Here is a 26,926-nt window from a genome sequence, read left to right on the forward strand (position 1 = left end):
CATGCTCCTGAAAAGCTATTATCCCCGCATCTCTATCCGCGGACCGCCATTCTTCTCCAGATACGGGCGCGTGATCACAACGGATCCGATATTCGGATCTTTCGGGATCTCATACATGATATCCATCATAAAATCCTCTAAAATGGCACGCAGCGCACGGGCACCCGTATCTTTTTCCAGCGCCCGCTCGGCGATCCACTCCAGTGCATCGTCCTCAAACACCAGTTTGACCTCATCCAGCGCCAGCAGGCGCTCATACTGCTTGAGGATCGCATTTTTCGGTTCTTTCAGAATCCGCATCAGCAATTCCTTTGTCAGCCCCTGCAGGCTCACAAGCACCGGCAGACGTCCGAGAAACTCTGGAATCATGCCAAAATTCCGCAGATCTTCCGTTGTCACCTGGCTCAAAATATCCGGATCATTGTCAAATTCATCCTTCAAATGGGAGTTGAAGCCCATCGTGGAACGCTTTTTCAGGCGCTCCTTGATGATATCATCCAGTCCCGGAAACGCGCCACCACAGATAAACAGGATGTTGTTCGTATCCACAGTCGCCATCGGCGTGAGTGCATTCTTCTGGTTTGAGCCGACCGGCACCTCTACCTGGCTGCCTTCCAGAAGTTTTAAAAGCTCCTGCTGTACCGACTCACCGCTGACATCGCGGCTCATCGTATTTTTCTTTTTCGCAATTTTATCGATCTCATCGATGAAAATGATGCCTTGCTCAGCTTTCTCCACATCATTTCCAGCCGCTGCCAGAAGCTTGGAGACTACGCTTTCTATATCATCTCCGATATATCCAGCTTCCGTGAGCGCCGTCGCATCCGCGATCGCCAGCGGCACATCCAAAAGCTTCGCCAGCGTCTTGACCAGGTACGTTTTTCCGCTTCCGGTCGGTCCCAGCATCAGGATGTTGGATTTCTCAATCTCCGGCTCGCCGCCCTGCATCTGCATTCCCTGTGCCGCCGCGTTTTCCGCCTTTTCTTCCGTATTTTCATTTGCCCGGAGCTCGTCCTGCTGCCGGAGAATCACGCGCTTATAATGGTTGTAGACTGCCACTGAAACTGCCCTTTTCGCCCGCTCCTGCCCGATCACATATGCATCCAGCTGCGCCTTGATCTGGTGCGGTGCCGGAACATCCTTCATCGTCAGAAATTTCTCCGTGTCTTTTGCCTTGCTCTTTTTCTTGATCTTATTTTTCTCTGGAATCTCTGTATTCGGCACCTGCATGCCCGCAAAATCATTGAGATTCATGTTCATAAACGGCATATTTTGAAGCTTGGAAAAGTCCATGCCCGACTTGGAAATCGAGTCAAATGCTTTCTGCATACACTCATGGCAGAAATTCATCCCGCCCGGCATCGTGATCATCTCTCCCGCCTTGCTCTCCGGGCGGCGGCAGACGTAGCAGATTTTCTCGTAATCATCCGAATGATCTGTACTGGTTTTATTTGTATCTGTTTCGTTTATATTGGTTGTCGTATCTATATTCTGGTTATCACTCATATTTTTATATTTCCTCCAATCTAAAAGCACCTTTTCATTTTATCATAGCTTGTGAAAAACGTAAATCATAACAGCAGCCGTCATTTCGTTTTTAAAATAAAAAATTTCCTATGAAACAAAAAGACAGATGAATCACCGCCCTCTCTAATTACAAGAGGATCTACCGGCGGTTCACCTGCCTTCTTTTCTATATCTTCCTGATTTTATTCATTTCCGCTTCGCAACAGTTCCGTATCTTCACCGTTACGGGCAAATATCCATTCCAGCCCACTTCGCTGATGGGATACTTTCTATCTTCCCAGTTTTCTCTGCGGACTTGCCTGTGATTCACTCCGGCTCTCGTTCTGGCCATCCTGGCTCTGCGGCATATCGCTCTTGGAGCCCAGTGTAATTTGTACGTTTCTCTCGACATATTTGCCATTTTCCAAACTCTGTACCGTCATGGTAACGGTGGAACCTGCCTTATAGTAAGTCAGCAGTTTCTTGAGATCATCACCATTCTTTACCTTCTCACCGTCAAACTTGGTGATAATATCGCGCTCCCGCAGATCCGACCTGGATGCCGCGCCGCCCGCAACAATCTTGTATACATAGATACCTTCCGGCATGCCATACGCCTGCGCCATCTGGCTGTCGATATTCTGAGGCTGGATTCCCAGATAGCCCTGCTCATTCTCATCGACAGCTACCTTCGTCGTCTTCGTCATCAGGTCGCTGATAATATCCTTTGCCTGTGAAATCGGGATCGCATAGCCGATACCCTCAACACTGGTGTCCGAATACTTCGCCGCATTGATGCCGATAACTTCACCGTTCATATTTAAAAGTGCGCCGCCGCTGTTGCCTGGGTTGATCGCCGCATCGACCTGCAGAAGTGTCCGCTCTACGTCGTTGATGGTTAGCTTTTTATTTAAAGCGCTGACATAACCGACGGTAACCGACTGCCCCTGTCCCAGTGCGTTACCGATTGCCACAACACCCTGTCCCAGCTTCAGGGAATCAGAATCGCCCAGATCGGCTGCCTTAATCTGTTTTCTCGTTTCTTCCGGTATATCCGAAAGCTGTACGGCAATGACTGCCAGATCCGAATCGGAATCAGTACCTTTGACCGCTGCCTTAACGCTCTGGTTATCAATAAAAGTAACCGAAAGTTCCTCGGAATCTTCAACGACATGGTTATTGGTAATAATCAGAAGTTCCGTGTCATTCTGTCCGGCAATGATTCCTGAACCGCTGCTCGGCACCTCGTACTGCTGCTGACCAAACAGCCAGTTGTTCTGTGTATAAATCATCTTGTTGTTGATCGCTACAACGGACGGCATCGCTTTCTCTACAATCGAAGAAACATCGTTGCCAATGGAGGCCTGCGTTTTAGTGCCCGCATCTGCCTGCGTCTCCTGGGAAACCTGACCGATCGTTTCCTGTGCGGTCTCACCCGGAAGAAGCCGGTTTGAAAGTGCATTCACGCCAACCATGGTTCCGCCTGCCACACAGCCAAACAAAATGCCCGACATCACAAGTGCCGCAATTTTCTTACCAGTATTCTTAGAGCCATGTCCCCGGCCACTCCGTTCTTCCGGAATATAGCTGCGTTCCGGCTGCTTCTCTGCATTCTCTTTCGGGTCTGCTCCGGCTGCTGCCTCCGGTTCTCCATCGAGACTGCCCCGGTAACGGGAATCATGATAACCGCCATAATCGGAAGTTTCTTCTTTTTTAGCAGTATCGTTATTCTTTTCCTCATAAGCGCTGTCCGAATAAGCGCCCTCCGTATAATCTACATCCTGATCGTGTCTCTCATTTCTTTCATTCTCGTCATACATATATTCATACCTCCTGTTCTCAGGAATCACAGCCGCGTACTGTCCATTTTGCGAACCTTCCCGCAGCGGATTGTTCATACTCTTATATTCTGTCTCAGGCTTTCTGCCCTCTCTCTGTTTACATGAGATAGTCTATCAGTTATTTGTGATGTAATTGTGAAAATAAAATCATAAATCTGTGAAGCTTAAAAACATCTCTCGGTTTTCACTTGTCAGTCCTTCTCTCCTCTTGTATACTTAATAAAAGAAACGAATTTTACATTTTTATATGAAAGGACTGTTACATCCATGATGAATACACAGGCAGTTGTCCATATCCGCAAAGGCGAGGCTCGTTCCCTGAAAGCCGGCGGTATGTGGATCTATGATAATGAAATTGAACGAATTGAGGGCGAATTTGAAAATGGCGATATCCTTCGTGTCGAAGATTTTGACGGTTATCCGCTCGGATGTGGTTTTATCAACACCCGCTCCAAGCTTACCGTGCGGATGCTTTCCCGCAAAAAGGATACTGTCATCGACGATGCTTTTATCGAAATGCGCGTCCGCAATGCCTGGGAATACCGCCGTCAGACAGTTGATACCAGCAGCTGCCGCCTGATTTTCGGCGAAGCAGATTTCCTTCCGGGCATCGTGATCGACAAATTTTCCGATGTGCTGGTCGTTGAATCCCTGGCGCTCGGTATCGACCGTCTGAAACCGCTGATTCTGGAAAAGCTCGTCAAGGTGCTTGAGGAAGACGGCATTCATATCCGCGGTATTTACGAGCGCAGCGACGCTAAGGTCCGCTTACAGGAGGGCATGGAGCGCTATAAGGGCTTTATCGGGGAACCATTTGATACAAAAGTAGAGATCGTTGAAAATGGTGTCCGCTATCTGGTAGATGTCAAGGACGGGCAGAAAACTGGCTTTTTCCTCGACCAGAAATACAACCGTCTGGCAATCCAGCGTCTCTGCCCGGGCAAACGCGTTCTGGACTGTTTTACCCACACCGGCTCCTTTGCCTTAAATGCAGCCGTCTCCGGCGCCAAAGAGGTCATCGGCGTGGATGCGTCCGAACTTGCCGTCGCACAGGCGCGTGAAAATGCAGAGTTAAACGGTGTTTCCGGCACTACCACCTTTCAGTGCGCGGATGTCTTTGACCTGCTTCCGGAATTAGAGGCAAAAGATGAGCAATTTGACGTCGTGATTCTCGATCCGCCTGCCTTCACAAAATCCCGCAGCTCGGTCAAAAATGCCATCAAGGGCTACCGCGAGATCAATATTCGCGGTCTGCGTCTGGTAAAGGACGGCGGCTACTTCGCCACCTGCTCCTGCTCCCATTTCATGACGCCGGAACTCTTCACAAAGGCGATTCAGGAGGCAGCCCGCAGCGCCCACCGCCGCCTGCGCCAGATCGAATACCGCACCCAGGCAGCCGACCATCCGATTCTGTGGGCGGGGGATGAGACGTCCTATTATCTGAAGTTCTACATCTTTCAGGTTGTGGATGAGAAGTAATTTTTCAGAATGGCAGAAATCCTTGATTTATACGGTTTACAGTGCATTTGTTAAAAATGTGAAACTATCGTAACTTATCGGAAAATGGTGTAATTTTATAGCCAGATGGTGTAGTAAATGGTGTAAATCAAAGGGTATGCAGATGTAAAAAGGGATATCCCAAATCACTCTCTTGGAATATCCCTTATATATTATTTTTCCTTATCTCCGGTCTGATACCACTTCATTCAACTTGATACTTAATTATCCTCTACTCTGAAACTTGACAATATAGCAATGACCTCTGTCTGTTCCGCTTCTGTGAACTGTCCGTCTGGTGCTTGTGCTGTGAATGAAACATAGCCACTATACCAGAATGTATTTTGAACACGCAAAGGAAGATCTGTTGTTTCTTCTGTCCCGGTTCTGTTTTCCGGCAAAACAGCAAAAGAAACTGCTCCATCCGCATCTACAAAATCTGAATCTGTAAGCATATCCATTGTACCTGTGATTTTAGTTTCAGCTACTACAAATTTCCCTAAATCCTCATAATTTCTTGCATCCACATAACCGGGAATAAACTGGGAATCTGCCACAGTAGAAAGCTCAATCCTTGTCATATCAGTTGCCGAACCAGACCCTAACTGTCCTTCTGCAACACCACCAATATAAGTATATGTTATGGTTGAACCTCTTTCGTTTGTAAGCACCACTGTTTCATCAGTCTGCGATACCTCTTCATTCGTTACCGTCCAATTTCCCGGATAATCAAACAAAAAACAGGGATATGATACTGCGTTTACCGTTCCAAACTGTGTTACATAGGTGTGGTCTAATTTTAATTCCTGCGTATCAGAATTTTCCTCACTTTCCGAAACTGGTGTTTCTTCGGAACTGCTAACACTGTTGTCTGTTTCTTCCTGAATACTCTCTTTCACAGGTACAGGGGTTGTTTCAGAACCACAGGCAGTACAGCTTGCAAGTATTCCTGCCAGCATAAGGAAGCCTAATCTTCTGGTTAATTTCATAAATTGTCAAATCTCCTTTATATGTTGGGTGTTTCTTTTTCATATTGTCTGTAACAATCTTCGCCACAATTTTTGCAGACATAATGAATCTCGTATATTCTTCTGGTTCCCGGAATATATTGCTCCTGCGTTCTAACAACATTTCCATTACGATTTCTGGTTTTTACTTCCTGTAAAATAGAAATACGTTCAGAACTAGCCAGCTCTTTTCCTATCCGTTTTAACGCAAACCGTTTCTTGCAAGTAGGACACTTATACATAGCCCCTAAAGAAAAATAAATGATAAGAAATGCAAGAAAAATTATAACGGCAACAGAAAAAATCACTTGATAAAGTGAATGCACTTCCATTTTAATCATAACCGGACTGAAAATGATATAGAACAGGAAAAATCCCAGAAGTTTAAGTTTCCAGGTACTTATCGACAAAAAACTGTATACATATTCCAGAAAAGTCTCTTTCGCATTTTGTAAATCTGAAAAACTGAATGTTGAAGCCCCTTTACCCATTGATTCTGCTCCATTTTCTCTATTCATAAGAAAATTGGCAATCTGTTTTCCTCGCTGTTCAATGCACTTGTTTACCGTTTGAAAAAATGTCTCATATTCTTTTAAGGTTTTCGGAAGCGGGTTCTCTAAGGAATGTCCCGGAAAAAATTTCTTCGGCACTCCTTTTTTATCTACAAATGCTTCTAAATAATTTTCTTTCACAAAATTTTTCCATGTTCCAAATAGTTGTAACCATGCTTCACAATACTGAATAGTCGATTCTTTATTTTTTGCATAAGTAAACAAATGCTCTAATGCTCCATGATTACAAATAGTCGCCATATCAGAATTATCCGTGTACCATTGGAATATCTGTGCCAGTGTTAAATCCCATGAATCCCATTTAGCATATTCTCCACTCCGTCCAGTATTAAATCCTCTCGGAACAGGTATAAAATTACCAATAGAATGCGTTAATTGCAAAAAACGTCCGGCTTCCGGTGACAATCTTACTTTTTCCATATTCCTAAGAAAATAAAGTTCCCACATATTCCCTTGCATTTTAATCTGACCAGACATTTTTAACTGAATATAATTTTCTATGGGAATCCATGCACTGGTCATGGTATCTCCTCTATAGGTTATATCCCCGTTTGTTACTTCATATTTGACCGCCGTAGATGGTTGTTGCTCACTCCGGTATCCGTCGAGCCAATGATATGTTTTCAGATAAGAAGTAGTCATTTCTTCACATACATCGCAATCAAATTGTTTTAAATCAGAATCATCTAAATAATATGACAGTTTGTAAATCAGGAATCTTTGCAAATTCTGTCTTGCTGTGCTTGTTTCTTGATGATACTGTTCTAAATAGTATGGCATTTCCAGTACACCGGCAAAGTCTTGCTTTGTTTCCAGTAAATCAATCAAATTATTTTTTACATCGTAATCATATCTGTAAACCATGCGAACCCTCCTTTTTGTCAATTCTACCATGCTGAATTTAATTTGCAATATAATTTGCAACATATTTTGCAATACAATACGCAATGCTTATTTATAAAGTGATTAGCAATATGATAGTAATGACAGGAGGTAATGCTTATGGCTTTTCAACTAAAACCAAACCGAAAAGAATCAGAAAATAAGACTATACGCTTCCCCGTAGAACTAATTGATAGAATAGATAAAGCAATCGTCAATCAGGATGTGACATTTTCCAGTTTTGTCATTCAGGCGTGTGAATATGCCTTAAATGATATGGATACTTCTAAAAACCAATGAAAGGGGGATACAATATGTCTAAAGTGATAAAAGAACCATCTATTGCAGACTATGATTATTCTGAATGGATTAAATTAGAACAACAATTCTACAAGGACTTTGAAAATTCAACAAAATACAATAAATCATTTAATGAAATGATAAGCGAAATATTAGAAGGTGAAAGTTATACATCTTTTGCGGAAAAAACAGAACTGAACGCTAATATGCTTTATAGACTAAAAAAGGTCGTTGATATATCAACGCCAACGCAACGCTCTACAGTTATGACTGTATGTGTTGCATATAAATTAGATTTAATGCTTTCTCAAGCTTTATTCAGCAGTCTTGGAGTAGAATTTTCCAGATTTAACAAACGAGACTATGCGTATACTTTTTTATTAACAAATTGCCGAGGTAAATCCATAAGTCAATGCAATGAAATTTTAAAGGCGCTTGGCATTGAAAAGCAATATTGGCTAGGCTCTTATGCTCGTTCCCGAAGAGTCTACAAGTAAAAAATAACAACATCTATAATGCACGTTGAATCATCAGCGTGCATTTTTCTTTCACATCTTTTTACATGGTCTGTAAAAAATTTCACCTGTTTATCACGTTTTTTCGCTACTCTGAAATTTGTTTTTTGAAAAAATCCCTTATTTTATGCGCCTTTCCGCTTCTACTTGTCTTGTAATATCCAACGGCTTCATTTTCCGCTATAATCCGATTCATAAGTTGCGCGACTTAGAAAAATTCAAATTTTGGAGGATACATACATGAAATTAAGTGAAGTAGTTTTTGATTTTAATGAAACCTTTGGAGAACTGATGTTAATCGGAGAACCGAAAGAAGTCTATGTCTATGCAGATGGAAAACGTACAAATGAACTGGAAGCTATCGGCTACCCGGTTATTTCTACAAGACAGTGGGAAAAGTTCGTGGTTAAAGTAAAAGAGACTGTTCCGTCTGTAGAATTTAACGGAAAACCGACTCCGGTTATCTTTAACAATCTGGATGCGAAACTCTGGCAGGATTTTAGAAGCAATGAAATCAAAATCAGTGCCGTAGCTGACCAGATTGAGATTGTCAATCCACCCAGACTGCGGGTAAATACGGGAGACGCACAGGCATGAAATACCACAGAGTAACCGCCCATTCCTTTTGGTGGTTAAAATGGTGCTGTAGCCTGTATATGTTTCTCATGGTTATCTTTTTGACAGCTTATGTAGTAACCAGAAACATAAGTTTTGCAATCGCATTGGCTGTCATGCTTCTGATTTTGGTCATGTTCTTTACAGTAGTACGATATACCAACTTCTACAAGGCGGGAAAAATTTCCCGCCTTATACAGAAGCATATTGAAGAAAATCAATTATATGAAACTGCATTTCGGGGAAGAAAGAGAGTGTACACATTTTACCCGCAAACGGATTGGTGTATGGACACAGCTTCTAATACGCTGCATATCCGCTTCCGGCTGTCTGGAAACCAAATCAATCTACGGGGACTGGAAACAGGGTTAGCTGACCGTCTGGAAAAGGTATGCCTGAACATATATGAAAAAAGGGGCTACATAGAATATCTGTTTGAATTAGAGCAGGAAAAAGCTCTTGTTATTTCGTCTAAAGCAGATATTCCGGGGGATTCCGGAGAAACTACAGTTTACCTCTCCCCATCCCTTATATGGAATTACAGGAAAATCCCGCACTTTCTGATTGTTGGCTCTACTGGTTCAGGCAAAACAACTTTTACACGCTTTATTATTTCCAGTCTGTTAAAATGCGGTGTCCGTGTCCTTTATCTGGATGTAAAAAGAGACGTTGAAATGGAGCAATTTTGTCATGGAAATATTGCAATTACTTATGCGTATGAGCCAAAACAGATATCAGAAGAAATTTCACTCATAACAGAAGAATTACAAAGCAGGACAGTCGATATTTCCAATATGGAACAACAGGGAATTGATGGAAATACAGATTTTAATTTTAATCCTGTCTGTGTTATTTGTGATGAAATTATCCTGATGAAACTGGTCTTTCCAGATAAGCTGTATAAAGAAACTTTAGGTAAAATCAATGCTATTATTGTCAGCGGACGAAGCAAAAATATTTATGCCGGATTGATTTCGCAATCTGGATTAGCAGAATATTTCGGAAACAGCGGTATCCGTGGGAATATCGGCTTAAAGGTTGCTCTCGGTCAGATGTCAGCCGGTGAATATAGTATGATTTTCGGAACGGAATATGCAGATGTAAAAAATCTTCGCTATGGAGAAATCGGCTCTGGTTTGATTATGAGAACAGGGCTTGACAGCAGACCACGGGAATTTGTAGCACCTTATATTAAAAATCATGCACTTGATTAAGCAGGCTAAAAGCAACGGGGAATAAAAAGTTTCTGCCCCAGTGACCGCCACCGGCGGGGAACTGGGGCGGTACAACCCCTTTAGTATTACAAGGGGTTGTAGCAACCCTCTGATTATCCAATAAAATCAAGTGTTTTAGGCTGTTACATCATTTTGTAGCAGGTAGGAGAATCTTATGGAAGAAAAGAAAATACAGGAATCAAAAGACCGACAGGCACGAAAATATAATATAACGCTTAATAATCCGCTTAGTATGATTCCACCTATGACCCATCCGCAAATTAAAGAAGAAATTGGCAGACTCGGCTCTGTATCTTACTGGTGTATGGCGGATGAAATCGGGCTGAAAGAGCAGACACCACATACACACATCTATTTGTACAGCGCTTCACCTATCCGCTTCTCTACGGTAAAAAAGCGTTTTCCACAGGGACACATAGAATCAGCCTATGGTTCATCAGCAGAAAACAAAGATTATATTCTGAAAGCCGGGAAATGGAAAAGCACCTCTAAAACAGAAACTTCTATCGTCGGAACTTTTGAAGAATATGGCATTATGCCCGCCAAAGAAACTATGAGCGAAAAGGGCGAACTACAATTTATCTATGATATGATAGAAAGCGGACTGAGTACAGCAGAAATATTAAAAGCATTTCCACAGGCTATGCGTTATCTGGACAAAATAGACCGGGCAAGGCAGCTTTTAATTGAGGATGAATATAAAAATACATGGCGGGAACTTACTGTTACTTATATCTTCGGGAAAACCGAAACTGGTAAAACACGGTCTGTCATGGAGAAATACGGATATAGTAATGTATTTCGTGTGACAGATTACATACATCCATTTGACAGCTATAAAAATCACAGTGTTATTATCTTTGAAGAGTTCCGAAGCAGTCTGAAAATACAGGATATGCTCAATTATCTGGACGGCTATCCCTGTGAACTGTCTGCCCGGTATAATAACAAAACAGCCTGCTATCTGGAAGTCTATATTATTTCTAATATTCTTCTGGAACAACAATATGTAAATGTACAGGCAGAAAGCCCGGCAACATGGGAAGCGTTCCTGCGACGGATACATCAGGTTATTTTCTATCAGGATGCAGAACACGTTATAACCTACTCTTCGGTAAAGGAATATCTCGAAAGAAATAACAACTTCCACTCACTGACAAAGGCTGAACAGTGTTCTATACCGTTCAAGGAATAGCCTATGGAGAAGAAGCTATTGAACCTGAAAGAATTATGCTCCTATCTGGGAATTGGAGAAACGAAAGCAAGGGAACTTGTCAGAGGTAAAAACGGATTCGGTGTACAGATTGGAAACCGATGGTATGCTGATAAAAACAAGCTGGATAAATGGCTTGACAAAATGGCTGTATAGATTGAAAACAGGGGTATTGCTGTGATATACTATGCGTACATCTTAGCAATACCCTTTTGATTTACCATAGAAAAGGAGTACAGAATGGGTAAATCATTAAAAGGAAAAGAATTGGGGAAAGGCATTTCCCAACGTAAAGACGGGCTTTATCAGGCACGCTTTATCAATCGTTTTGGCAAAAGACAGACGATTTATGCAAAAACATACAACGATATAACAAAAAAGCTGCGGGACGCACAATATGAGGACGAGAAGCAGATAAATGTAGTTACCAGTAATATGACCTTGGACGAATGGTATAACGTATGGATGACCACCTGTAAAAAGCATTGCAGAGATACAACCAGGCGCACCTACTCCGTCCAGTATAATCGGCTTCGTGAGGAACTGGGATGGCGTAAACTGACAAATCTGAATCTGGTCATTATTCAAAACGCTTTCAATAATTTAAAAAGTGATAAATCCAGACGAGATTGTAAAGCGCTCCTTGTTGATATGCTTAACAGGGCTTTTGAATCAGATTTGATAAATAAAAATGTTGCTGTATCGGTCAATACCAAAATAGACGGTACGGAACAGCCTGAAAAACGTGTATTAACACCGGATGAAATTCAGATACTTTATCAATCAACGAAAAACAGTCAGCTTTATCCCTTTTTTGTTCTTGCGTTAAATACTGGTATGCGAATGGGAGAAATTCTTGGTCTTACATGGGAATGTGTTGATTTTGAGACTGGTTTCATCCATGTAGAAAAAACGCTCTGTTATCTTCCCAACAATGGAACTGCAATCTATGAGTTTCATCCACCGAAAAGTAAGGCGGGCAAGCGGAACATTCCCATGTCTAAACAGGTCATGGAAATACTGCAAGAGCAAAAGGCATGGCGGGACAAGGTAAACAGCAGATTTAAAGCTCAATCGGGATTTGAAAATCTGGTGTTTACAAGCAAAACCAATCATCCTCTGCATGAAAGCAATATAAGAACTGCTATACGCTATCTGGTCAATCGCATAAACACAGAAAATCCCGTACAAACATTTGAAGTATTTGCACCACATTGTCTTAGACACACTTTTGCAACGAATTGTATCGCAAAAGGTATGCGCCCTAAAACATTACAGAAATTGTTAGGACACAATTCCCTGCAAATGACAATGGATTTGTATTGTCACGTATTAGATTCTACGTTGAAAGATGAAATGTCTATTATTACAGAAATGGTGTAAATGTGGTGTAGTAAACGTATTTAACAAGGAAAAAGCCTTGGAAAATCAAGGAATTTTAAGTGTTTACTTGAAGTTTATTATTTTCCAGGTTGTGGATGAGAAGTAAAATTACAGAATGTTTGTAAGACTATAACCAAGCAATATGAACTGCTATTATAAATCATGAATATGCAAATCCTCTCAGAGCAATCTGAGGGGATTTGTTTCGTTTTATCATTGTCTGTTCTGATAAAATATGATATACTTCGTACATGGGAAAAACCAGAGAGCCAGGCGGCTTACCCTCTGTTATCGGAGGGTTGCTAGATTTCAGCAAAGCTTGTTTATCAAAGACTGGAACGAGGCACAAATCTAACCCTCCAGACGAAAGAAAGGAGGGCATTGCCAATGTATGTTACATACTCTGATTTGATTCAGATTGGAATATTCATTTGCGCCCTTGTTGGATTGTGTTATACAATTTTCAAGGGAAAACGAAAATAGCCGCCATTACTGCAATAATGACGGCTGTTAATAAAACAGTTGTTTAATTTATTCAGGTAAGCCGCTCCTCTGGCTTTTCCTTTTTTCTATCCCTAATATAACATATCTTTTCATCCAATGCAAGCGAAAACCCCCTTATAGAAATACGAACTCATAAGGGATGTTACTGTTCACGCATGCGTGCCCAGTAACGGAATTTGCCGTGGCTTCGCATTCAAATACGGCAAATTCCTGCTGCCACCACGTTTTCTTACGGCACTTTCGGTTCCAAAAGTGCCTACCCGTGAACAGTAACTAAGGGATTACCGCTGCAGCACCATACACCAAACCGGTGCCGACACCATCGAAAGCAGCGTCGTAAATACCACGCACTTCGTCGCAAAGACTTCATCCCCGCCATATTTCGCGGCAAGAATCGCCGTCGTGCTTGCTGCCGGCATCGCTGCCAGCACCACGGAAATCCCCATCACCAGCGTGTCGATATGGAACAGGAGGCAGCCGATCCACACAAGCGCCGGAATCAGGATCAGGCGCACGGCGGCATAGTAGCAGCTGAGTGGCGTGATCATCGTCTTCATATCTGCCTCCGCCAGAACGGTTCCGACAAAAATCATGGAGACTGCCGTGTTTGCCTTGTTTAAGCTATGTACCGTATCTCCCAGGAATCCCGGAATCTGCATCTGTAAAAGCATCAGCACAAAGCCGATGAATACGGAGACAATACACGGATGCGTGCATATCTTTTTAATCAGCGTCTTCCGATCCGGCGCCTTCGTAAAATACGTCATTCCCAGAGACCACATCGCAGTTCTCTGCGGAATCAGGTAAAAAGAGGCGTAGAAAAGCCCCATCGAGCCGAAGATGCCCTCCGCCACCGGATTTCCCAGAATCCCGGCATTGGACGCCATCGTCGCGTATTTGAGGACCTTCTTCTTTTCCTCTCCCACACCCGGGTACAGTACCATATTTAAGATATAACAAGCCACCTGAACCATACACGAGACGAGCAGCGCCTGTGCGCTGCTCTTTAAGATATCCATGCTCAGTTCTACTTCAAATGACTCGATGATACTGCAGGGAAGTGTCACAAAGATGACCAGATCCGCAATGACCCTTTTTCCCTCATCCGTGATAATTCCCTTCTTCTTTAAGAATGCACCCAGAATCATCAGGGAAAATAACATTCCCTGCATCCGGTACAAACCATCTAAATTCAAAGCATTTCCTCCGTTTCACACTCTCTCATCACTCAATGATGATTCCCGCATCCGTCTTACTTCCCGGTGCACTGCTTCCATTCGGGGAACCGCTGCCGGAAGGTTTTTCTCTGCCATTCTCCGTGCCGGTGCCAGAATTTCCGCCCGGAAATGCCGACGAAGAACCGCCAGACTCTGCCTCACTGCTCTCCCGCGCATTTTCCTTTGATGCATGCGTACCGTCCGGACGGCTTTCCTGCTCAGAAACGCCATTCTCCTGTGTTTCCGAAGCATTACCGGTCTCTTTCTCCGACTCGTCGATGCCGCTCCCGGCTTCCTGGCTTTCGTCCGCGCCGCTCTCCTGCGTCGGATCCAGAATGGAAATTGTCGTCGCCTCGGTCGTCTTCGGCAATGCCTTCGTTTCTGCCTGTTTCGTGCCATGAACGCCTGTATCTGATACAATTTTCTGACTGATCGTCCGGACCGTCTCAGTCGGCGTGTATTCCTCATCGCCAAACAGGAAATGATGCAGCTCGATGACATTGCTCTCCAGCGTCTGCGGGATGACGCAGGCGCCCTTGCGTCCCATCTTCTTTTCCCTCAGCTCCGACGGGAAACCGGTCGTCTCGGTCAGATGATAACGCGTAATATTTCGTCCTATCTTCAACAGATCATTGATCTCGATGCTGGTCGCCACCTGTGGAAATACCGTCTGCACAATATTGTTGATCGTCGCCCAATCTGCTTTTTTCATCTTCTCAAACGCGAGGGAAATAACCTTTCTCTGTCGTTCGGTACGGGCATAGTCCGTATCCATCAGACGGAGACGCCCATATGCAACCGCCTGCACACCGTCCAGATGGTTCATGCCCGCTGATTTAAGCTGGGTCGAAGCGACGCCGGTCGCCTTGACCGTCTCAGAAATGAACGCATTGATATAATAAAACTCTGATTTCGTGATCTCCACGTCAATGCCGCCCAGAATGTTGATCGCATCTGCAACGGCTTTCCAGTTAAAGGTCGCATAATCGTCAATATCGATATCCAGGTTCCTATTGAGCGCCTTGACAACCTGCTCCGGTCCGCCCTGCATATAAGCAGCGTTGATTTTGTTGTAGGTATTCTTGTCGCTGATATTTAAATATGAATCCCGGTACACCGAAACCAGACGTATCTCACCGGTTCCCTGATCGATGTTGCAGAGAATATTGACATCCGAGTTGTTGCCCTTTCCGACCGATGAGTTACGGCTATCCACGCCGAAAACCGCGATCGTCCAATAACCGCTCATCTGCTCCTGCTTCTCCTCCGAAATCTCGACGTTTTTGATCTCATCCGGGTTCCACGGAAGCCGCTGCATCAGATCCAGACGGCTGCTGATATACGAATATCCCGCAAAGCAGAGAATCCCGATCAGCATCACGCTCTCCAGAAGAATAAACCATATCTTCCGCTTCTTTTTCCGGCGCGCTTTCAATTTAACCGGGTCGGCGTAAATATCCGACCGGTTCATGGTCCGGGTTTTCTCCTGATTCCGGCTCTCCCGGCTGCTGCCAGGCTGCGTCTGTCCCCTCTTTGCCGCTTTCTGACCACTTCGGCTTCTATCTCCGCTCCGGTGGGATCCGTCCTCCCGGCGTTCCGTAAATGAATCCGTGATCAGTGTCAGACCATCGTCTTCCATCTCCGACGGTTTTGCCCGTCGGCTCCGGCGGTGTCCTGACCTATCTCTTTCTTCTTCATATCCCATGTGGTTTTCCTCATCAATACGCGTTTTTATTTATAAAGCCCTTAAAAACCGTCAAAAACATGATTTTAAAATCAAATCCCAGCGTCCAGTTCTCGATGTAATACAGATCATGCTCAATCCGCTTCGTGATCGAGGTATCGCCCCGGTAACCATTGACCTGTGCCCATCCGGTCATTCCCGGACGCACCTGGTGTTTGATCATATAACGCGGAATCTCTTCCTTGAATTTTTCAACGAAAAACGGGCGTTCCGGGCGCGGTCCAACCAGGCTCATATCGCCCTTCAGAACATTAAACAGCTGCGGAAGCTCGTCAATGCTCGTCTTCCGGATAAATCTTCCAATCGGAGTCACACGCGGGTCTCCCGGCGTCGTCCACTGGCTTTTCTCCTTTGCCGCCGACTGTACCGCCATCGAGCGGAACTTATACATCTTAAACGGCTTATTGTGAAGTCCCACCCGCTCCTGACAGAAAATGACCGGTCCCGGCGAAGTCGCCTTTATAAGAATCGCCGTCACCAGCATCACCGGTGAAAACAGGATGAGCGCCATCATGCCGCCGACCAGATCCATCGTCCGCTTCATCGTTGCGTTGAGCAGATTCGTGAGCGGCACATGGCGGATGTGGATCACCGGAAGTCCCTGCAGATCCTCCATAAACGGACGGGTCGGGATAAAGTTATAATAATCCGGGATAAATTTCGTATGCACACCCGATTTTTCACAGCCTGCCACGATTTTTTCCAGTTTTCCATACTCCTGGATGCTCAGGGTGATCGCGATCTCATCCAGCGTATTGAGCGCCAGAATCGTATCCAGATCGTCAATTTTGCCGATCACGCGCACTCCCTTATATTCTTTGCCCCACTCCTCATGGTCATCCAGAATACCGCGGATTTTATAGCCCCACTCCGGGTTGACATTCACACGGTCAATAAATCCTTCCGCTGCCCGGCTGTAACCGACCAGAAGCAGATGCTTCTGGTTATATCCCTTCGACCGCATCGACCGAAGCGCTATCCGCAGGATATTCCGCATCAGAATCTCAGCAAAGAGATTGATGCCAAAAAACAAAAATACCATCGGACGGGAGAAGTTGTGGAAATACTCATTTTTACCGCCCAGGTAAAGCATCAGTGAGATCACCAAAAGACCGATGATGTTCGCCTTAAAAATATTGGCTAACTCCACCCGTCTTCCCTGAACCCGTTTGGGCGTGTAAAGATGAAAAAATGCGTATAAAATCAAATAAAACGGTACAATAAGAACGCCAGCCGCCAGATAGACGACTGCCATTGCGCTCTTATTATGCCCTGTTACATTAAACCACGACGTTCCATTGACGATAAACCACGCAAGTGCGTAGGCGCATGCAATGACACATGCGTCCAGCACTACGTGGAAATGGTTCAGCCGTTTCTGGTTATCTTTTATCATAGTATATCACCTGAATTCAGATTAAGCTCCCGGACCTGCCGGACCGCCGGGGCCTGCTGCATCGCTGTTTCCGGAATTCCCCGGATCCTGAATCTCTGTGACCGGGCTTTTCACACCGGAATTATCTGATGCACCCGGAGAAGTCTTTTCACTGGATGCCGCTGTCTCTGCCGCTGTCGTGGTTGTAGATCCCGGTTTTGCAACGGAAGACTTCGTCTCCGATGTGCTGCCTGGTCCGGATAAAGAATCATCCGCCTCGGTTGTCTTATCCGTATGATTTTTCTTGCCGGGAGTCGTCGTTGTTCCTGGTCCCTTACTGCTGTTGCTCTTCGACTCTTCTTCCTCCCAGTCAATCCAGTCTTCATCCGGATCAAAGATCTCGTCCAATCCGATCGAGCTCTCGCTCTCGCCCTTCTTGGTCTCATCCCCGCTCTCGTCATCCGACTCGTCCGAAGCACTCGTCGATGACTTCTTAGCGGCATCCTTCGCCGCTGCCTGCGCGGCAATACGGCTCGCCCGTTTCTTGATAAACGTCTGGGCGCTGACACCCTGATCGACCGGAACATGACCAATCAGCTTCGCATTCGTCGTAAGCCCCGTTACCTGCGCGATATGGCTGCTGTACTCCTTAACATTAGACGGAACCTGATAATCTTCCTCATCAAACAGGAACTTATGAAGCTCTTTTACGTTGTACTCCAGTGTCTGCGGGATAACGCAGTCACCGATCTTTCCAACATCCTGCTCACCTCTGGCTGCCGGGAATCCGGCGGTCTCACCAATATGGAACTTCGCGATATTGCGTGCCAGCGGAATCAAATCCGTAATATCAACATTGGTTGCAAGCTGCGGCATGATCGTCTGAATCAGACAGTTGAGTGTCGCCCAGTCTGCATTTTTTGCCTTATCAAAGGCTTTCTGAAGAATAATTCTCTGACGCTCGGTACGCGCATAGTCCGTATCTGAATAACGGATACGTCCGTATGCAACTGCCTGGATACCATCCAGATGTACATTGCCCGCATGGGTCAGCTGATGAGAACCGATACCAGTCTCCTTTACGGTCTCCGTGATGAAGGCATTGATCCAGGAGAACTCTGCATCACTCAGCTCGACATCTACACCGCCCAGAATGTTGATGGCATCCGCAACCGCTTTCCAGTTGAACGTCGCATACTGGGTAATGTTAAGACCCAGGTTCTTATTCAGCGCCTTAACTGCCTGCTCCGGACCGCCCTGTGCGTAAGCGGCGTTGATCTTATTATAAGAGTTTTTATCGTTGATATTCAGATAACTGTCCCGGAATACCGATACAAGGCGGATCTCACCCGTCTCCAGATTGATATTGGCAATCATGTTGACATCCGCGTTCGTACCTTTTCCGACATTCATCTGCCCGTGCTCACTTCGCGAATCGACACCGAAGCACGCCACGGTCATGTAGCCCTTCATATCATCGATCTGTTCCTGGGACAGATTGACGTTCTTAACCTGGTCCTCGTTGAAATCAATCTTCTGCATAGAACCGAAGGTTCTGTGATACATATACCAGAACGCACCGCCCAGAATCATCAATATAATCACGACAATCTCCGCCGCAATGATCATATGCTTTCTGTGGCGCGCCGATTTACGGTAATGGCTGCCGCGGCGTCCCGAACTCTTTTTTCCACTTCCAGCGCTCTTAGGACCGCTGTAGCCGGAACGTACTGAACTGCTGCCCGCCTCACCTTTTCTCTGGCTATTTTCGACTGTACTGCTGACTCTTCTGCGGCTGGTGCCGGAAGCAGAACTGCCGCGCGAAGAATACCCTGCCTGACTGGCACGGCTGCTTCTGCCCTCGCGGCGCGCCCTCATGCGCTCCAGCTCATCATCCTCATAATTCATAAGCTACCTCATCTTTCACTTGCTTGCTGCCGCTCAGACATTGTCTGATAAGCAGCCTTTCTCCGTGTTGCATCTGCTAAACCATGACCGTTCACACATCGCGCAAACTCTAAGTTACTGTCCACACATACGCGCCCAGTAACAACTCTAACCTTTTCCTCACGATTTATCAGATGCTGCTTTTTTCTCGATCTGTCTCACAGCAAATTCATAGACATAGAGAAATGTCCCAGCTAAAAGTTCCAGCTCTATTGCCAGATAATTTTTAAGCCGTTCCGGGCGGTACGCCACTTTTTTACACTTCTTTGCCGTCCGTATGCCTTCTTTCAGACCTTCCAGATAATCTTTTCCAAACCCGAGTTTCCTGAAAAATGAATATTTCACGAAAATCCCCGCTGCGATCGGAATCGCATTTATGATAAGCTGTAAGCACGGCATATTTTTATAATTCAGATACACATTGTTGCGTGCCGCCAGCTTAACCTTGAATGAATTGTACTTGGAACCGCTGGTTCCGCTTCCGACGTGCCATACCAGCGCCGCCGGGCAGTATATATTGTCATAACCCGCAATCCGGGCTCTATAGCCCACATCAATATCTTCCAGATAGGCAAAATGCATCTCATCGAAATAGCCTATCTCCTCAAATACCTCTCTCCTGTAGATCGCTGCGCCCGCGCACGCCGAGAATACCCGGCTTGAACGGCGGTAATGCGTAAGATCCCGTCCCACGCCGCGCTGGTACGCCCAGCCAAGCAGGGAATACATATCGCCTGCATCATCCAGCCTGTCTGGATGGTACATCTGGATCATCCGGCTGCTGACGGAAAAGATGCGCTCCGACTGACCGATCGCACGCACCATCTCCGCCACGAAATACTCGTCCACCCGGACGTCATTATTTAAAAGCAGCACATACGGTGTGTCTGCCGCCTTGATTCCGACGTTGACTGCACCGGAAAATCCCGTGTTTTCCGGCAGGAAAATCGTATCGATCTGATGTTCCTTCAGCCACTCCACACTTCCGTCCGTCGAACCGTTGTCCACCACCAGTGTCCGGAAATTCGGATACGTCTGTGCATTCAGTGAACGGATGCATTCGTCCATAAATTTCAACCCATTATAATTGGGAATAATAATTGTCGTTGTAATCTCCATCCCGGGTTATACCTCCAGATGATACGGTTCTCCGATTTTCTCTTTTTTCAGATCCCTGAGGGCGAAATTGGACTTCCGCAGCGTCAGGTTCGGATTGTAGTAAGGATCTCCATCTTTAAGGATCTCCGGCCAGCGCTCCGAGAAAATCTTGATCTCCCTGTTAAAACGTGCCACCTTCTCCGGCGTATCCTCCAGTCCTCTTGACTTCGACTCATAATGATACAGCAATGCGTACGGATTGTAAACCACTAAATGATTTGATGCCCGCACTTTCATGCAATAATCGATATCGTTAAATGCGACCGCCAGCTTCTCCGTAAAGCCGCCGACCTCATCAAAGAGTGCTTTCTTTGTCATCAGGCACGCCGCCGTCACAGCGCTGTAATCCTGTGTACTCATCGCACGGTGGAAATAGCTGTTTTCCGCCTTATGAAGCCCTATAAACGTATGCCCTGCGATGCCGCCGAAACCAATCACGACGCCCGCATGCTGGATCGTATCATCCTGATAGAGCAGTCTCGCGCCAACTGCGCCGACGTCCTCACGCTGGCACAGTCCCAGCATCTCCTCGATGAAATTCTCCGCAATCAGCTCGGTATCATTATTTAAAAACAGCAGATATTCGCCCTTTGCGAAGGTCACGCCGAAGTTGTTGATCGCCGAATAGTTAAACTCGCGCTCCCAGGTTACCACATGGACATTGGAAAATTCCTTCTGAATCTTTTCATAGTATTCAAAGGTTTCCTTCTCCGTGCTGTTGTTCTCTACAATGATAAACTCAACATTGCGGTACGTTGCCCGCGTCTCAATCGCCCGCAGGCATAGATCCAGATCCGTATGGTGATCCTTGTTCGGAATGATGATCGATACCAGCGGTTCCCCCTGAATTTTATATACAGAGTGATAAATGCCGTAGTCCACACCTTTTTCCACGCGCTCCGCCTCGATACCGACGCGTTTATAATGATCCATGATCGCGCGCGCACCCGCATCAAATGCGTACAGCTTGCTCTCCGGGTTGCTCGCTGTCGAATCCTTGTGGCAGCGCCAGTGATACAGCACCTTCGGGATATGGCGAATCTCCTTCGCCTTCTCCGTACAACGGAAAATAAAGTCATAATCCTGCGCTCCGTCGTATTCCTGACGGAAGCCGCCCACCTGCGCTGCCAGATCGTGGCTGACGACAAACAGATGGCAGATATAGTTGACGCTGCAGAGCAGATCGATATTGAAATCCGGCTTAAAATGCGGATCAAACAAAGCGCCGCCGTCCATATCCAGCTTATCCTCATCCGAATAGAAGCAGTCGCATCCCGGATGTTCCTGTAACAGTTTCGCACACTCATAGAGAGCATTCGGTGTCAGCTTATCGTCATGGTCCGCCAGCACAATATAATCGCCGGTCGCCATATCCATTGCTGCATTCGTATTGCCGGAAATGCCCTTATTTTCGCCTAAAATTACGTATTTAAAGCGGCTGTCCTTCTTCGCATACTGCTCCAGCACCCGCTCGCAGCTTTGTCCTGCCGGACTGCCGTCCGCCACGCAGACCTCCCAGTTTGCGTATGTCTGTTCCGCGATCGAATCCAGCATTTCTCGCAGGAATCGCTCCGGTGTCTTAAATGCCGGAATCACGATCGAGAATTTAACCGGCGCGTCAAACACCTTTTTCCTCTGCTCCTCCAGCTCCTCCGCCGTCGGCTTCGTCAGTGAATACCACTCGCCGTAATCGTAGTCATTGTCAATTCCCTGCAGTTTGTGCTTGGATTTTACCAGCAGGGCTTTCAGACCATTTTCCTTCCAGAAATCCAGACAGACCCGCACAGTCTCCATGTTCATCAGATCGCGGATCTTCTGCATCCGCTTGTGCGCCACACTGCTGCGCTTGCGGATCAGTTCTTCATTATATTTAATGCGGATTTTGCGGCCCTCGCCTTTTGCGATCAGATAATAATCTTTTCCGCGCTCATACGGGAACTGGATATCAAATCCAAGCTCTTTTTCTACCGTTCGCCCAAAATAAATCTGGCTGACGTCGTCGCGGCGGGTCGCCACATACTGAAACCGGATCGGCTGATGTGCCCCATCTTCAACCTGATAGGTGATCTCCGTTTCCGGCGTCTTTCCGATCGCCCAGCCATTGAGCTGAATCGAATTTTCACGAATCCGAACTACATCGACATTACATTTCATGCTGTTTGCCCCCAACTTTTTTTACCGGTGTATCAAAATTCAGCCGCTCTTCCTCCACTACCAGTGGACGCTTCATGACTCTCGAATTGATCGATAAAATATACTCTCCCACCAGACCGATGAAAAAGATCTGAACCGACCCTAAAAAGCACATTCCAATCAGAACCGGCGCCATACCAGCCGGAAAATCATACCAGTGAAGCAGTTTCATCACCAGATATACAATCGCCACGATCATACTGATCGCCGCGCAGATACTTCCAAATATCGTCGCCAGGCGCAGACCGACCTTCGTATAGGAGGTCACACTGAGCATCGCAGCATCGTAGAGCCGGTAAAAATTGTTGTGTGTCTTGCCTGCGCGGCGCTGCGGCTGGATATATGGGATCTCCTTGCGCTTATAACCAAGCTCCGCCACGATTCCGCGCAGAAACGGCGTCGGATCGTCAAGCTCCCGCAGAATCTCAATAAAATCGCGGTCATACAGACCCGAACCGGTAAAATGCTCAATCTGCTCGACATCGGAGAGTTTCTTTATCATCTTGTAATAGCAGCTCCTCAGCGCATACATGATCGGGTTTTCCTTGCTTCCCGTCTTGATGCCGATGACAATCTTGTAGCCATTTTCCCACTCATGGACATATTTCGGGATCATATCGACCGGATCCTGAAAATCTGCCACCATGCTGATCACGCAGTCGCCGGTACACTGTAACATTCCATAATACGGGGAATTGAACTGTCCAAAGTTTTTGGCATTAAAAATTGCCTTGATCCGTGGATTCTCGCTGCAGATCTTCCGAAGAATCGGGCGCGTCTGGTCCGTCGAATCATTGTCGATAAAGACAAGCTCATAGTCATATTCCGGCAGATCGCGCTCCAGCGTCTCCACAACCGCCTCGCTGATCGGACCTACATTCTCTTCCTCGTTGTAGCAGGGAATTAATATACTGATTTTTTTCATACTTTTCTGATTCCTATTAATTTGCTTTTTGTTTAAACTCTTCTGTTTCGTTCCACCAAATTTCGAACACAAAAAAAAGAGAAAGCCGCTTCGGCTATACTGCCTTTATTTTAAACGTCTTTCTCTCTTTTGACAACCTACAATTTTCTTAACGATTTTTGGCTGCTTCGCTATTTACTTGGCATAAACTGATAAAATATGTCCAAATATTTACCATTCTCTCCCGTCACTCTGCACAGAGGGCAGAAAAATCATTTCTGAAAAGCTAGAATTCTCTTCATTCCTTCTTCAAAATATACCTGTGGCTTCCAGCCAACCACCCGCTCCATCTTGCGGATATCCGGGATCAGATTGACGATTCCCTCTGCATTCGGCGGGCGGACGCCAAATTCCATGCTGCCCTGCCTGCCGCACAGCTCATAGACCGTCTCGACAAACCCGCGCAGCGGTCCTGTCTCATCCATCGGACCGCCCAGATTGTAGACACATCCGTGATCCGTGAGATTTCCCGCATATTCTGCCAGATCCGCCAGAGCGCGCCCCGCATCGTCAATATACATGAAGTTCCAGAGCTGCGTGCAGGCGGTCATCGTCATCTTCTCCCCTGCCCGGAAGGCCCGGACACAGGAGGAAAGAAGCGACCACGGATGATCGCCCGGTCCATACGTGCTGAAAATCCGTGCATGCCCGTAATCCAGTCCCAGTTCCCGGCAGAGCACTTCCGCCTGCTGCCGGACTGCCAGTTTCGCGCGTCCATACGGGGAGGTCGGCTCGCAGACCGCCTCCTCGTCTGTCAGCTCACTCTTGATGCCATACTCCGCCTGCGAACCTGTAAAGAGAAACCGCCGGCACCCGAGGTCTTTCGCCACGCGGACGGCATTCAGCGCGTCCTGCACGCTCTCCTCCTGGACTGACTCATTTTTCCGTGAATCACTCCCTGCACCGCGCCAGCCCATATGGAGAAACACATCGCATCCGCCCGGAATCCGTTCCGGCAGTTTCGAGAGATTCCCCAGATCCTCCTCCAAAATCGTGAGTCCCTGCGGAAATTTTCCATTTTCCCGCAGCAGATCCGCTTTCGTCGAATGCTCCCGCAGTACGGCGTATACCTGATGTCCGCGATGTAACAGCTCGCGCACCGCCCCCAGACCTACAAAGCTGGTGGCGCCTGTGACAACTATCTTCATTCTATCGTTTCCTTTACTATTTTTTAATACGCGGAATCAGCATGATACGGTCCATCTCCTCGTCCGGCAGGAATGGGGACAGATCCTCCAGCGGCGGCGATACAAGCGTTCCGTCCGGCAGTCTCTTCGCCGCGGACTTTGGCTCAAAGTTCTGATCCAGCGTTACAAATACCTCGCAGATCACCGGACCGTCCATCGCCAGCGTTTCTTCTACCTTCTCGCCCAGCTCCTTGTTTCCATGAATCGCTACATATGGGAATCCATACGCCCACGCCAGCTTTTCCATACTCGGGAATCCAAGATCGCCGCTGTCCACGCCGATACCGATGAGCGGCTCGCCGAAGAAATTCTTCTGGGTCTGGCGGATGGAATGGTAACCGCCGTTATTGATAATGAAGATCTTGATCGGCATCCGGTGGCTGACAACTGTCTCAAGCTCCTGTAAATTCATCTGAATACTGCCGTCTCCGGTGATCAGGATAATATCCTGGCTGTGATCTGCCACGCACGCGCCGATCGATGCCGGAAGTCCGTAGCCCATCGAAGCGATGCCGGAGTTCGAGATAAATCTCTGTCCCTTTTTCACAATATTTGCGTGTCCACACACAACATTTGCAGATCCATTCCCCACAACCACGATCTGGTTCTCATTTAAACGGCGGCTCATCTCATACGCAAATGCATATACGTTTGCCTCTGTCTCCGTGCCGCCGTTCATGTGCTTCGGCAGAACCACCGGATAATCATGCTTCCAGCCCTGGCAGATACGCAGCCACTCTGCCTGCGCGTCCTTGTACTCCTGCGTCATCGAAGCCGCGCCGTCCGCTTTTCCTTCCTCCGAAAGAACCTCGTCCATCACGGTCAGAAGATCCTTCACATCCGCGTGAACCGGCATGTCCACATGCAGAGTAGGCTTTTTCAGCTCTTCTGCATCGATATCATTCACAATCACATACGCCTCGCGCGCCCAGGTAGTAAAACGGTAACCGACCTGGCGAAAACTCAGACGGCTTCCGAGCGACAGCACCAGATCGCTATTCTGGATCGCGAAGTTGCCCGGGCGATCGCCGACGTTACCGCCTTTTCCGATGTACAGCGGGTGTTCGTCATAAATACAGTCGATGCTGTCCGCGCCGGTCACAACCGGGATTCCCAGCTTTTCAACCACGCGCATGAAAACATCGTGCGCCGCGCCGATACGGATACCATTTCCGGCATTGATCACCGGACGTTTGGAGGTGCGGACTTTCTCGATGATCGCACGCGCCGTCTCCTTCGTCACACGTGCCGGAAGTTTTGCACGAAATTCACCTTTTCCGGCGGTATCCTCCGGAATCTCGGACGCGCTCTCTGCCGCCCAGCCGGTTCCGCCCGCCTCATAATCCTCCGGATCAAAGCCGATCAGATCGTCTGTCTCGATCATTGCCGCCTGCACATTCAGCGGAATATCCAGCCAGGTAGGACCCGGACGACCGTTGTAAGCCAGATACAGGGCTTTTTCCACACAGAAGCGGATACGCATCGGATCGATCACCATCTCACAGTATTTTGTCATATTGGCAACCGATTTGGTGATATCATACTCCTGATCGCCCATCGCGCGCAGGTGAAGTCCCGTGCTGCGCGCTGTCGTGTCATAACGCACCTGTCCGGAAATGACAAACATCGGGATTGAATCCAGAAATCCGCCCGCAACGCCGTTCATCGCATTGATGCCGCCAGGTCCCGTCGTCACGCACACTGCCGCAATCTTGTTGTGGATGCGGGCATACGCCTCCGCTGCCATCGCACATGCCTGCTCATGATGATTGTAGAGGCAGTGAAGTCCTTCCTGATGCCCCAGCGCGTCATCCAGATGCATCGCGCCGCCGCCCGTGATCATAAACACATCCGTGATGCCGGATGCGAGAAGCTTTTCTGCTATATAATTAGAAAGTTTCTGTTTCATTTTGATTTCCTCCTGAAAATACCTTGTCAAGTGGTCATATTATACCACACATATTTCTTTTTTCATAGCCGACACGGCATTTTCCCAACTCCTTACATTTTTCTTATGCTATCTTGTATTTCTCCTATTTCTTTTCTATAATAAAGGTCAGCATCCGGTTCA

Annotated in this window: 21 protein-coding genes; 8 read left to right on the forward strand and 13 right to left on the reverse strand. The window is 46.7% G+C overall.

Going from position 1 to position 26,926, the window contains the following annotated elements:
• Positions 1–18 precede the first annotated feature (18 nt).
• Positions 19–1,506, reverse strand: coding sequence for an ATP-dependent Clp protease ATP-binding subunit ClpX (gene clpX / locus DW931_RS04940; RefSeq protein ID WP_118482345.1), 1,488 nt, complete (start codon positions 1,504–1,506; stop codon positions 19–21).
• Positions 1,507–1,796: 290 nt separating this feature from the next.
• The gene (locus DW931_RS04945) at positions 1,797–3,404 is read right to left on the reverse strand and encodes a trypsin-like peptidase domain-containing protein (RefSeq protein ID WP_347559425.1); all 1,608 of its coding nucleotides are present in this window, start codon (positions 3,402–3,404) and stop codon (positions 1,797–1,799) included.
• Positions 3,405–3,617: 213 nt separating this feature from the next.
• On the opposite strand from DW931_RS04945, the gene DW931_RS04950 reads away from it, so the two are divergent.
• Positions 3,618–4,826, forward strand: a complete 1,209-nt coding sequence (locus DW931_RS04950) for a class I SAM-dependent rRNA methyltransferase (protein ID WP_118482350.1) — start codon at positions 3,618–3,620, stop codon at positions 4,824–4,826.
• A gap of 239 nt (positions 4,827–5,065) precedes the next feature.
• Here DW931_RS04950 and DW931_RS04955 read toward each other — a convergent pair whose 3' ends face one another.
• Both DW931_RS04955 and DW931_RS04960 read right to left on the reverse strand, forming a co-directional pair.
• Positions 5,066–5,833 (reverse strand): hypothetical protein, encoded by a 768-nt coding sequence (locus tag DW931_RS04955; protein ID WP_118482343.1) that lies wholly within the window; start codon positions 5,831–5,833, stop codon positions 5,066–5,068.
• Between the two features lie 17 nt (positions 5,834–5,850).
• Positions 5,851–7,287 (reverse strand): hypothetical protein, encoded by a 1,437-nt coding sequence (locus DW931_RS04960; protein WP_118482342.1) that lies wholly within the window; start codon positions 7,285–7,287, stop codon positions 5,851–5,853.
• 138 nt (positions 7,288–7,425) lie between these two features.
• On the opposite strand from DW931_RS04960, the gene DW931_RS04965 reads away from it, so the two are divergent.
• From DW931_RS04965 to DW931_RS04995, 7 genes are all read left to right on the forward strand, one after another.
• Complete coding sequence (locus DW931_RS04965) at positions 7,426–7,605, forward strand: YlcI/YnfO family protein (protein ID WP_118482341.1); 180 nt, start codon at positions 7,426–7,428, stop codon at positions 7,603–7,605.
• 14 nt (positions 7,606–7,619) lie between these two features.
• Positions 7,620–8,102, forward strand: a complete 483-nt coding sequence (locus DW931_RS04970; RefSeq protein WP_118482340.1) for a hypothetical protein — start codon at positions 7,620–7,622, stop codon at positions 8,100–8,102.
• Between the two features lie 258 nt (positions 8,103–8,360).
• Positions 8,361–8,717, forward strand: a complete 357-nt coding sequence (locus DW931_RS04975; protein WP_118482339.1) for a DUF961 family protein — start codon at positions 8,361–8,363, stop codon at positions 8,715–8,717.
• On the forward strand, positions 8,714–9,949 hold the full coding sequence (locus DW931_RS04980) for an FtsK/SpoIIIE domain-containing protein (RefSeq protein ID WP_118482338.1): 1,236 nt from the start codon (positions 8,714–8,716) through the stop codon (positions 9,947–9,949). The genes DW931_RS04975 and DW931_RS04980 overlap by 4 nt, the downstream gene beginning before the upstream one ends.
• A gap of 175 nt (positions 9,950–10,124) precedes the next feature.
• On the forward strand, positions 10,125–11,165 hold the full coding sequence (locus tag DW931_RS04985) for a replication protein (protein ID WP_182364923.1): 1,041 nt from the start codon (positions 10,125–10,127) through the stop codon (positions 11,163–11,165).
• Positions 11,166–11,168: 3 nt separating this feature from the next.
• A complete protein-coding gene (locus tag DW931_RS04990; protein WP_118482337.1) occupies positions 11,169–11,339 on the forward strand; it encodes a helix-turn-helix domain-containing protein in 171 nt (56 codons plus the stop codon).
• An 84-nt stretch (positions 11,340–11,423) separates the two neighbouring features.
• Positions 11,424–12,566 carry a site-specific integrase gene (locus tag DW931_RS04995; protein WP_118482336.1) on the forward strand — a complete coding sequence of 381 codons (1,143 nt, stop codon included), beginning with the start codon at positions 11,424–11,426 and terminating at the stop codon, positions 12,564–12,566.
• Positions 12,567–13,351: 785 nt separating this feature from the next.
• On the opposite strand, the gene DW931_RS05000 is transcribed toward DW931_RS04995, so the two are convergent.
• From DW931_RS05000 to DW931_RS05040, 9 genes are all read right to left on the reverse strand, one after another.
• Positions 13,352–14,266, reverse strand: coding sequence for an AEC family transporter (locus DW931_RS05000; RefSeq protein ID WP_182429162.1), 915 nt, complete (start codon positions 14,264–14,266; stop codon positions 13,352–13,354).
• Between the two features lie 28 nt (positions 14,267–14,294).
• Positions 14,295–15,992: an LCP family protein gene (locus tag DW931_RS05005; protein WP_118626916.1), complete on the reverse strand. Its 1,698-nt coding sequence runs from the start codon at positions 15,990–15,992 to the stop codon at positions 14,295–14,297.
• 13 nt (positions 15,993–16,005) lie between these two features.
• Positions 16,006–17,427 (reverse strand): undecaprenyl-phosphate glucose phosphotransferase, encoded by a 1,422-nt coding sequence (locus DW931_RS05010; RefSeq protein ID WP_107001458.1) that lies wholly within the window; start codon positions 17,425–17,427, stop codon positions 16,006–16,008.
• 21 nt (positions 17,428–17,448) lie between these two features.
• Entirely contained in the window at positions 17,449–19,314 is a 1,866-nt protein-coding gene (locus DW931_RS05015; RefSeq protein ID WP_107001457.1) for an LCP family protein, read from the reverse strand.
• Positions 19,315–19,473: 159 nt separating this feature from the next.
• On the reverse strand, positions 19,474–20,472 hold the full coding sequence (locus tag DW931_RS05020; RefSeq protein ID WP_022359149.1) for a glycosyltransferase family 2 protein: 999 nt from the start codon (positions 20,470–20,472) through the stop codon (positions 19,474–19,476).
• A gap of 6 nt (positions 20,473–20,478) precedes the next feature.
• Positions 20,479–22,665 (reverse strand): glycosyltransferase family 2 protein, encoded by a 2,187-nt coding sequence (locus tag DW931_RS05025; protein ID WP_107001456.1) that lies wholly within the window; start codon positions 22,663–22,665, stop codon positions 20,479–20,481.
• Entirely contained in the window at positions 22,655–23,629 is a 975-nt protein-coding gene (locus DW931_RS05030) for a glycosyltransferase family 2 protein (protein WP_107001455.1), read from the reverse strand. Before DW931_RS05030 ends, DW931_RS05025 begins: the two co-directional genes overlap by 11 nt.
• 251 nt (positions 23,630–23,880) lie before the next feature.
• Positions 23,881–24,816: an NAD(P)-dependent oxidoreductase gene (locus DW931_RS05035; protein WP_118482335.1), complete on the reverse strand. Its 936-nt coding sequence runs from the start codon at positions 24,814–24,816 to the stop codon at positions 23,881–23,883.
• 16 nt (positions 24,817–24,832) lie between these two features.
• Positions 24,833–26,764, reverse strand: a complete 1,932-nt coding sequence (locus DW931_RS05040) for a thiamine pyrophosphate-binding protein (RefSeq protein ID WP_118626917.1) — start codon at positions 26,762–26,764, stop codon at positions 24,833–24,835.
• Positions 26,765–26,926: the final 162 nt, after the last annotated feature.

The organism is Clostridium sp. AM43-3BH (genome assembly GCF_003479985.1).
Classification (GTDB): domain Bacteria; phylum Bacillota; class Clostridia; order Lachnospirales; family Lachnospiraceae; genus Otoolea; species Otoolea fessa.

Bases quoted from the DNA above. Each gene is read 5' to 3' on its own strand.
- DW931_RS04960 (WP_118482342.1), bottom strand. From the start codon at position 7,287: ATGGTTTACAGATATGATTACGATGTAAAAAATAATTTGATTGATTTA.
- DW931_RS04990 (WP_118482337.1), top strand. From the start codon at position 11,169: ATGGAGAAGAAGCTATTGAACCTGAAAGAATTATGCTCCTATCTGGGA.
- DW931_RS05005 (WP_118626916.1), bottom strand. From the start codon at position 15,992: ATGGGATATGAAGAAGAAAGAGATAGGTCAGGACACCGCCGGAGCCGA.
- DW931_RS05025 (WP_107001456.1), bottom strand. From the start codon at position 22,665: ATGAAATGTAATGTCGATGTAGTTCGGATTCGTGAAAATTCGATTCAG.
- DW931_RS04965 (WP_118482341.1), top strand. From the start codon at position 7,426: ATGGCTTTTCAACTAAAACCAAACCGAAAAGAATCAGAAAATAAGACT.
- DW931_RS04980 (WP_118482338.1), top strand. From the start codon at position 8,714: ATGAAATACCACAGAGTAACCGCCCATTCCTTTTGGTGGTTAAAATGG.
- DW931_RS05035 (WP_118482335.1), bottom strand. From the start codon at position 24,816: ATGAAGATAGTTGTCACAGGCGCCACCAGCTTTGTAGGTCTGGGGGCG.
- DW931_RS05015 (WP_107001457.1), bottom strand. From the start codon at position 19,314: ATGAATTATGAGGATGATGAGCTGGAGCGCATGAGGGCGCGCCGCGAG.
- DW931_RS05010 (WP_107001458.1), bottom strand. From the start codon at position 17,427: ATGATAAAAGATAACCAGAAACGGCTGAACCATTTCCACGTAGTGCTG.
- DW931_RS05030 (WP_107001455.1), bottom strand. From the start codon at position 23,629: ATGAAAAAAATCAGTATATTAATTCCCTGCTACAACGAGGAAGAGAAT.
- DW931_RS04995 (WP_118482336.1), top strand. From the start codon at position 11,424: ATGGGTAAATCATTAAAAGGAAAAGAATTGGGGAAAGGCATTTCCCAA.
- clpX (WP_118482345.1), bottom strand. From the start codon at position 1,506: ATGAGTGATAACCAGAATATAGATACGACAACCAATATAAACGAAACA.
- DW931_RS05040 (WP_118626917.1), bottom strand. From the start codon at position 26,764: ATGAAACAGAAACTTTCTAATTATATAGCAGAAAAGCTTCTCGCATCC.
- DW931_RS04955 (WP_118482343.1), bottom strand. From the start codon at position 5,833: ATGAAATTAACCAGAAGATTAGGCTTCCTTATGCTGGCAGGAATACTT.
- DW931_RS04985 (WP_182364923.1), top strand. From the start codon at position 10,125: ATGGAAGAAAAGAAAATACAGGAATCAAAAGACCGACAGGCACGAAAA.
- DW931_RS04945 (WP_347559425.1), bottom strand. From the start codon at position 3,404: ATGAACAATCCGCTGCGGGAAGGTTCGCAAAATGGACAGTACGCGGCT.
- DW931_RS05020 (WP_022359149.1), bottom strand. From the start codon at position 20,472: ATGGAGATTACAACGACAATTATTATTCCCAATTATAATGGGTTGAAA.
- DW931_RS04950 (WP_118482350.1), top strand. From the start codon at position 3,618: ATGAATACACAGGCAGTTGTCCATATCCGCAAAGGCGAGGCTCGTTCC.
- DW931_RS04970 (WP_118482340.1), top strand. From the start codon at position 7,620: ATGTCTAAAGTGATAAAAGAACCATCTATTGCAGACTATGATTATTCT.
- DW931_RS04975 (WP_118482339.1), top strand. From the start codon at position 8,361: ATGAAATTAAGTGAAGTAGTTTTTGATTTTAATGAAACCTTTGGAGAA.